The 7,498-nt window shown below is 36.0% G+C and carries 8 protein-coding genes; all 8 read right to left on the bottom strand.

The genetic code is table 11. From position 1 onward, the window contains the following. Nucleotides 1-712, bottom strand: a 712-nt coding sequence (locus Q0C22_RS07095) for a prepilin-type N-terminal cleavage/methylation domain-containing protein (protein WP_291493195.1), incomplete at its 3' end; no start/stop codon positions are given. 188 nt (nucleotides 713-900) lie between these two features. Continuing rightward, nucleotides 901-2,358, bottom strand: coding sequence for an NADH-quinone oxidoreductase subunit N (locus Q0C22_RS07090; protein ID WP_291493193.1), 1,458 nt, complete (start codon nucleotides 2,356-2,358; stop codon nucleotides 901-903). Between the two features lie 3 nt (nucleotides 2,359-2,361). After that, nucleotides 2,362-3,930, bottom strand: a complete 1,569-nt coding sequence (locus tag Q0C22_RS07085; protein ID WP_291493191.1) for an NADH-quinone oxidoreductase subunit M — start codon at nucleotides 3,928-3,930, stop codon at nucleotides 2,362-2,364. A 14-nt stretch (nucleotides 3,931-3,944) separates the two neighbouring features. Continuing rightward, nucleotides 3,945-5,834, bottom strand: coding sequence for an NADH-quinone oxidoreductase subunit L (gene nuoL, locus Q0C22_RS07080; protein WP_291493190.1), 1,890 nt, complete (start codon nucleotides 5,832-5,834; stop codon nucleotides 3,945-3,947). A 12-nt stretch (nucleotides 5,835-5,846) separates the two neighbouring features. After that, nucleotides 5,847-6,143, bottom strand: coding sequence for an NADH-quinone oxidoreductase subunit NuoK (gene nuoK / locus Q0C22_RS07075; RefSeq protein ID WP_291493188.1), 297 nt, complete (start codon nucleotides 6,141-6,143; stop codon nucleotides 5,847-5,849). Nucleotides 6,144-6,151: 8 nt separating this feature from the next. Then, complete coding sequence (locus Q0C22_RS07070) at nucleotides 6,152-6,658, bottom strand: NADH-quinone oxidoreductase subunit J (protein WP_025391354.1); 507 nt, start codon at nucleotides 6,656-6,658, stop codon at nucleotides 6,152-6,154. Further along, a complete protein-coding gene (locus Q0C22_RS07065; protein ID WP_291493185.1) occupies nucleotides 6,655-7,104 on the bottom strand; it encodes an NADH-quinone oxidoreductase subunit I in 450 nt (149 codons plus the stop codon). Before Q0C22_RS07065 ends, Q0C22_RS07070 begins: the two co-directional genes overlap by 4 nt. Nucleotides 7,105-7,114: 10 nt before the next feature. Then, nucleotides 7,115-7,498, bottom strand: a 384-nt coding sequence (locus Q0C22_RS07060) for a complex I subunit 1 family protein (RefSeq protein WP_291493183.1), incomplete at its 5' end; no start/stop codon positions are given.

Below are 7,498 nucleotides of genomic sequence, written 5' to 3'. Positions count from 1 at the left end.
TGTAGAAGTAAAGAAGAATACCTGATGAGCCAGCTGTTGGTGTAGCATACACAGCACTTGAACCCGTCAAAGCAGATGAAGTAAGTGTAACTGAACCATCAAAAGTATTGGTAGTAACAGTTGGAGAACTAGCTGATCCTTGAATTTCGGTTTGTAAAGATGTAAATGAAGGAGAACTTGTAGTGCTGATAAACCTTACACTACCAGTTGACCAGCTTGAACTATTGCCATCAATCCTGCTTTTTAAGTAATTTGCATAAGCTATAGCAGATGTAGTCCATGAATTAGATGCAGTAACACTACCACTAGCACCTGTACCGGTAACTGTCACTGGAGTAATTACAATCACAGGATATGTAGCACCACTATTGCTATCCTGTATACTTGAAAACACTATTCCAAGTTGAGTACTGCCTTTTGTAAACGGATTGTTTAAATCAAGCACACCGTCAATACCTGCGTTATACATCTCAAGAAGCGGTTCACTATCATTAGTAGTATTTCCTGTCATTGCAGGAAACTGACCTGTCCTGTCATAATAAGCCATTGCTGCAACCTGTGCTTTTTGAACAGGGTTTGTTACGAAATTTAACATCCTTGCGTTCTGGATTAAATCCTCACCTTTAAGCACTGCTGCTATAATCAAACCAATTACCACAAGCACGATTGCAAGCTCAATTAACGTAAAGCCTGCATTTTTTGACCTTTTCATATATACCTCCACATGTATTTTACTCTTATTATTATTATCGGTATATGATTTAATTTGTCAAGTTTTTTTTAAAAAAATTAAGCGGTCATCCTGAGTGAAACGAAGGATCTACTTTGAGACTCTTTCGGACGCTTTGCGTCCTCAGAATGACGAGGGGGATATCATCCCGAAGCGCAAGCGCCCAAAAATTAAAACGCTATTGAGTGCAAAGCAATGCTCAAAATATAGCTTGGAAATATTCCAAAAATAATTGTGCCAACAGCACCAATTAATATCGTAGTTTTAAGCAAACCAGAGTTAAGTATACTAAACTCACCTTCCGTATCTCCTTTCATGTACATTGTTACAACTACATTCAAATAAAAGTATGCAGAAATTGCGCTATTTATAACGCCAATAATTGCCAGCCAGTAAAGGTGAGACTGTACAGCTGCAGAAAATAGGTAGTATTTTCCAATAAAGCCCACAGTTGGTGGCACACCTGCAAGAGAAAACATAAATATTAGCATTGCAACACCAATTAGCGGATATTTGTAGGCTATACCTTTTAGGTTTGCAATCTCTGTATTTGTATCGCCTTTCTTGCTTATAAATTCGGCTACAGAAAAAGCACCCAGATTCATAAATAAATACCCAAATAAGTAAAACAATACTGCACCATATCCGAGGCTATTTGCTGCAGTAATACCTACAAGCATATAACCTGCATGAGATATGCTTGAGTAACCAAGCAGTCTTTTTAAATCTTTTTGCCAGAGTGCAACTGTATTACCAAATGTCATTGTGGCTGCAGCTATTATCCATAGCATTTGCGTCCATTCAATCTGGATTGGGTGCATACCTACAACTAAAAGCCTCATTAAAGCCAAAATTGCAGCTGCTTTTGGAGCAACTGACATAAAAGCGCTCATAGGCGTTGGTGCTCCAGCATAAACATCAGGTGTCCATGCATGAAATGGAAACGCAGCTATTTTAAACCCAAAAGCTATAAAAATCAGCATGAATGCCAGTATACCCAGAGCTTTGTAAATAGCAGCAGCTTTGGTTAAACTTGAACTTATTACATTTAAATCTACACTGCCAAACAAACCATACATTATACCAATACCAAGCACCAAAAAACCAGAAGCAAAAGAACCCAGTATAAAATACTTCATTGCTGCTTCAATGCTTTCTGACTTATTTTTCAAAAATCCCGTCAAGATATACATACCAATAGAAAGTGTCTCAACACTTATAAACATTACAATAAGATTATAGGTAGAAGCAAAAAACATCATGGCAACGCTTGAAAATAGTATAATTGAGTAGTACTCTCCGATATTTATATCTTCTCTGTCAACAAAATTGACGCTCATTGCAATAGCTAATATGCCTGCAATAATTATAACAAGGTCTATAAAAAGCGAAGCATTATCCGTTACAATCATACCAACAAAAGCACTTGTTGTACCTGAATCAAACATCATAACACTTACGATACCAGCTAGTATAAATCCCATTAAAGCAATAAATGCGTTTGCACTTTTTTCTGTTTTTGGAAGCCATAAATCAACAAGCGTTACAATAAACCCAAAAATAGTCAAAATCAACTGTGGAGCTATGGCTATTAGATCGTTTATACTGTAATATGCTAAAAAATTCATACTCTACCCCTTAAGTCCACTTTTTTTAATTATTACTTTATTATCGAAAGAAACCTTACCGTTTAAATTTGGATTTACATTTGTAATTTTAGTTTGCTCTATTAAATGGGTAACACTTGTATGCATTTTTGATAAAAATGTATTGGGATAAATACCAATCCAAAACACAAACACAACAAGCGGCACCATGTAAATCCATTCTCTTAAGTTAAAATCTGTCAGCTTTAACAACTTTGGATTTAGAGGTTTTAAAAATACCACGCGTTTAAACATTGTAAGCATATAAACAGCTGCAAATAACCCGCCAAAAGCAGCAATAATTGCAAACACTTTGTGAGACTCAAATGTACCAAATAAAACCATGAATTCGCCTATAAATCCATTGGTTCCAGGCACTGCGATGGATGAAAGCGTAAATATCATAAAAAAAACACTGAAAATTGGAACAAGAGATGCAAGTCCACCGTATTCTGAAATATTTCTTGTGTGCATCCTTTCGTATACTATACCAACAATTAAGAACAGCGCGCCAGTTGATATACCGTGATTAATCATTTGCATAATAGATCCTTCTATGCCAATTGTAGTTAGTGCAAACATACCAAGCATAGAATATCCCAGGTGCGACACAGATGAATATGCCACAAGCTTTTTAATATCTGGCTGAACCATTGCCACAAATGCGCCGTAGAAAATACCAATAAGTGAAATTATCAAAATAATATCAACAAACTGGTGAGTCATTGATGCAAACATAGGCAAATTAAACCTCAAAAAGCCGTATGTACCCATTTTCAGCAAAATACCGGCAAGTATTACAGAACCAGCCGTTGGTGCTTCCACGTGTGCCCATGGAAGCCATGTATGAAACGGCCACATTGGTACTTTGATTGCAAACGCTAAAGCAAAAGCAATAAAAAGCCAGAACTGCAAGTTTGCTGGTAGAGGTTGAGACATTAGTGTCACCATATTGAATGTGTATTCATGATAATATGCATGGTGCAAGAAATATAGTGCCATTAATGCAACAAGCATAAATACACTACCAAAAAATGTGTAAAGGAAAAATTTCATAGTAGCAAATACTCTGTTTGGACCACCCCAAATACCAATCATTAAATACATTGGGATAAGCTGAAACTCCCAAAAAATATAGAACAAAAATATATCAAGCGATACAAAAACACCAAGCATACCGGTTTGCAAAAGCAATAATACGATATTGAATTCTTTTGTTTTTTGAGTTATACCGCTCCAAGTAGAAAGTTGAGCAATAGGTGATAAAAATGTAGTCAATAACACTAAAAATAAGCTTATACCGTCAATGCCAAGATAGTAATTCATACCTAAAGAGCTAATCCATGGTACTTTTTCAACAAATTGCATCTGGTATGTTGAAGAATTAAAGTAAAAAAACAATGGTAACGATACCAAAAAATCAAGCAACAAAACTATAAATGTTACCCATCTTATTGCAGTTTCTTTTTTGCTATCAATTAATGAAACCAGTAGTGCGCCAATTACAGGCAAAAACACTATAGTTGAAAGAATTGGAAAATGCAGTTGATTCATCTTTTCACCTCACCTTATATAATCCTAACTAAATACCAGCCAGTAAGCAACATCACACCTATTGATATCCAATAAGCATAATGGCTTACAAAACCTGTCTGTAGTGTCCTAAACAGCCATCCAATTCTTTTTGATATCCATCCAAATAAATCCACACCGCCATCTATAATTTTTACATCTACAATCTTCCATAAGAAAAACTCGGATACCCACCAAAATGGCTTTACAATAAAGAAATACACAAACTCATCTACATAGTAGGTATTAGCAAGTAATGTATAAATTGGTTTAAATGTATTTGCAATGGACTCTGCTGTAATCCATTTTTTGATGTAGATAACCCATGCTGTAAATATACCAAGCAAGCCCATACATGCAGAAAATCCCATCAAAAAAACTTCAGAGTAATGAGCTTCATTTGCCACTTCGAGTGTTGGGGCAGTGCGTGCAATAAAAGCTTCAATAGGTATTTCGCCATTAATATGCAAGCCAACCCAACCACCAATTATTGATAACACACCCAAAACCCACATAGGAATCGTCATTACTTTTGGTGCTTCATGTACATGTAATTCATGATATAAATTAGGCACTTTTTCTTCACCATAAAATACGCTAAACACAAATCTAAACATATAAAAAGCCGTCATAAATGCTGTAACTTCACCCACTATCCAAATTATTGGATGACCCATCTCAAGCGAGCCTGCTAAGATTGCATCTTTGCTAAAAAAACCTGCAAAAGGCGGTATACCAGCAATTGCCAAAGATGCAATCACCATCAAAACAGCAGTTTGGGGCATTTTCTTTCTTAGACCACCCATTAAATCAGTTGACAACAAGCCTCTCATAGAGTGCATAACTGCGCCTGCACCCAAAAATAGCAGACCTTTAAAAAACGCGTGTGTCATTAAGTGGAATATGCCAGCCCAGTATACACCAACACCAACACCAATAAACATATATCCAAGCTGAGATAGTGTTGAGTATGCCAGAATGCGCTTTATATCTTTGTGTGTAAGAGCCATAGTTGCAGCATAGAAGGCTGTAAATGCACCAACTGAGGCTACCACTTCCATTGCAATAGGACTCATATCATATATTGCATTTGATCTTGCAACCATATAAACGCCTGCTGTAACCATTGTTGCTGCATGTATTAAACTTGAAACAGGTGTTGGACCTTCCATAGCGTCAGTTAGCCATATGTATAATGGAAACTGAGCCGATTTGCCCATTGCTCCCAAAAATAATGCAAGACCAATGATTGTTGCAGTTTCTGGTGTCAGGATTTGATGAACAAATGGAAATACATCTGCATAAGTCACAGAATGAAAATTAAACAGAATAAACAATACGCCAATGATAAAGCCAGCATCACCTATTCTATTTACTACAAAAGCTTTTTCGCCAGCGTCTGAAGCTGTCTTTTTATCGTACCAAAAGCCAATTAGCAAATAAGAGCATAAGCCTACGCCTTCCCAACCAACAAACATTAGTAAATAGCTATCACCTAAAATTAAAAGAAGCATTGAAAAAACAAACAAATTTAGGTAGGTAAAATACCTTGCGTATCCAGGATCGCCCTTCATGTATCCATTTGAATAAATATGTATCATCCAGGAAACAAATGTCACAACAAAAAGCATAACAGCAGATAAAGAGTCTATCCTTAAGCCAAATGGAACACTAAACTTGCCAAGAGGCATCCATGTAAAGTATACAAAATCGTAAATATTACCCAAAATTACCTGCCATATTGGGTAAACCGCACTTAAAAAGCTCAAACCCAAAGCACTTGCCGCAATTACGCCAGCATAATTTTTAGTCCATTTGCCAAATAGACCATTGATTAAAAAACCAATTAGAGGCCAGATAATAATTAACAATACCAATGTTTTCATATCTTTCCCCTTTTACTTTCTAAGTGTAGTATAATCATTTATATCTACACTTTTCTTATTTTTGTACATCATAGCAGCTATGGCCAAACCCACAGCAGTTTCACTTGCTGCAACTGCTGCAACAAACAAAAACATAACCTGCCCCGAAATATTACCAGTAAAATATGACATTACAATAAGAGCCATACCGGCACCGTTAATCATTAATTCTAAAGACATCAGTACAATTAAAAAATTTCTTCTTATCATTGCCCCTGTCGCCCCTATTGCAAAAAGCAATACACTAACAAACATATACGCAGCTAACATTTTGCCTCCTAAAGATCCTTCTTTGTAAGCGCAACTGCGCCAAACAACGCAATTAAAAGCACAATTGCAGTTATCTCAAAAGGCAACAAATATGATTTAAAAAGCACATCACCAATAGCTTTAACATTACTACCTGCAATTGATAGATTTTTACCCATCTGTGCTGTATTTATTTTAAGCTTTGCTGCTATAACAATAAAATCCAATAGTATACCAATACCAAACAATGCGCCAAAATACGCTTGGTTGTTAAATCTTTTTAAGCTTGCAATGGTTAACCTGTCCATTGTATACATTGCTATTACTATCATTACAGTAATAGCACCAGCATAAACTATTAATTGAAGCATTGCGATAAATACTGCATCAAGCATAACAAAAAGTCCAGCAGAGCCAATAAATGATAATACCATCCACATTGCTGCTCTAAATGGATTTTTTGTTACAATTATACCAAAACCACCACCAACTGCCATTAATGCTAAAATTGCGAAAACTACTATTTCCACACTCATAGCTCACCTTCTTTATTTTGCAATTTATTGTTATATTCTATCCCAACTTTGATCAAGTCTTCTTTGGTAAAAACAAATTTTTCCCTGTCGTATCCTGCAAGTTCGTATTTATCGCTCATAGATATTGCAAGTTCTGGACAAACCTCAACGCAAAGACCACAAAAACAGCATCTACCTAGATCTATATTGTAAATTGCCGGGCTTTTTGTATGATCTTCGTTTTCTGTAGGTATTATTTCTATGCATTTTGACGGACATACTTCCTCGCAAAGTCCACAATCAATACACTTAATCTTTTGACTTTCTTCGTGCAAATTAAGAGCATGTAGCCATCTGCCACGTTCTGGCACATTGAGCCTTTGAGTTGGGTACTGGCAAGTTACTGCATGCGTAAATAGATATTTTAATGTAACACTTAAACCTTTTCGTAAATCTTTAAATAACATACCAACCTCCTTAAATTATAGGCATATGCACTATCAGTGCAAAGCCTGTCCATAGTATATTTAGTACTAGAAGAGGCAGTAGTTTTTTCCAGGCTATATCCATTAACTGATCATACCTATATCTAGGAAATGTTCCCCAAAACCATGTAAACATAAATATAAATAACAGTACTTTAAGCCAATACCATACAAATCCAGGCAGTATTGCAGGACCGCTCCATCCACCCAAAAATACTATTGCTGCCAGAGCTGATACTACAAATATAGTTACATATTGACCAAAAAAGAACATAGCCATTTTAAGTCCTGTAAATTCTGTATTAAAACCTGCTACAAGTTCATTTTCGGCTTCTGGTAAATCAAAAGGTACCCTTGAAGCAGATGCTACCATTGC

The organism is Desulfurella sp. (assembly GCF_023256235.1).
Lineage (GTDB): Bacteria > Campylobacterota_A > Desulfurellia > Desulfurellales > Desulfurellaceae > Desulfurella.
The sequence above is the reverse complement of the archived record's forward strand: the minus strand, read 5'-3'. Positions and strand labels throughout refer to the sequence as shown.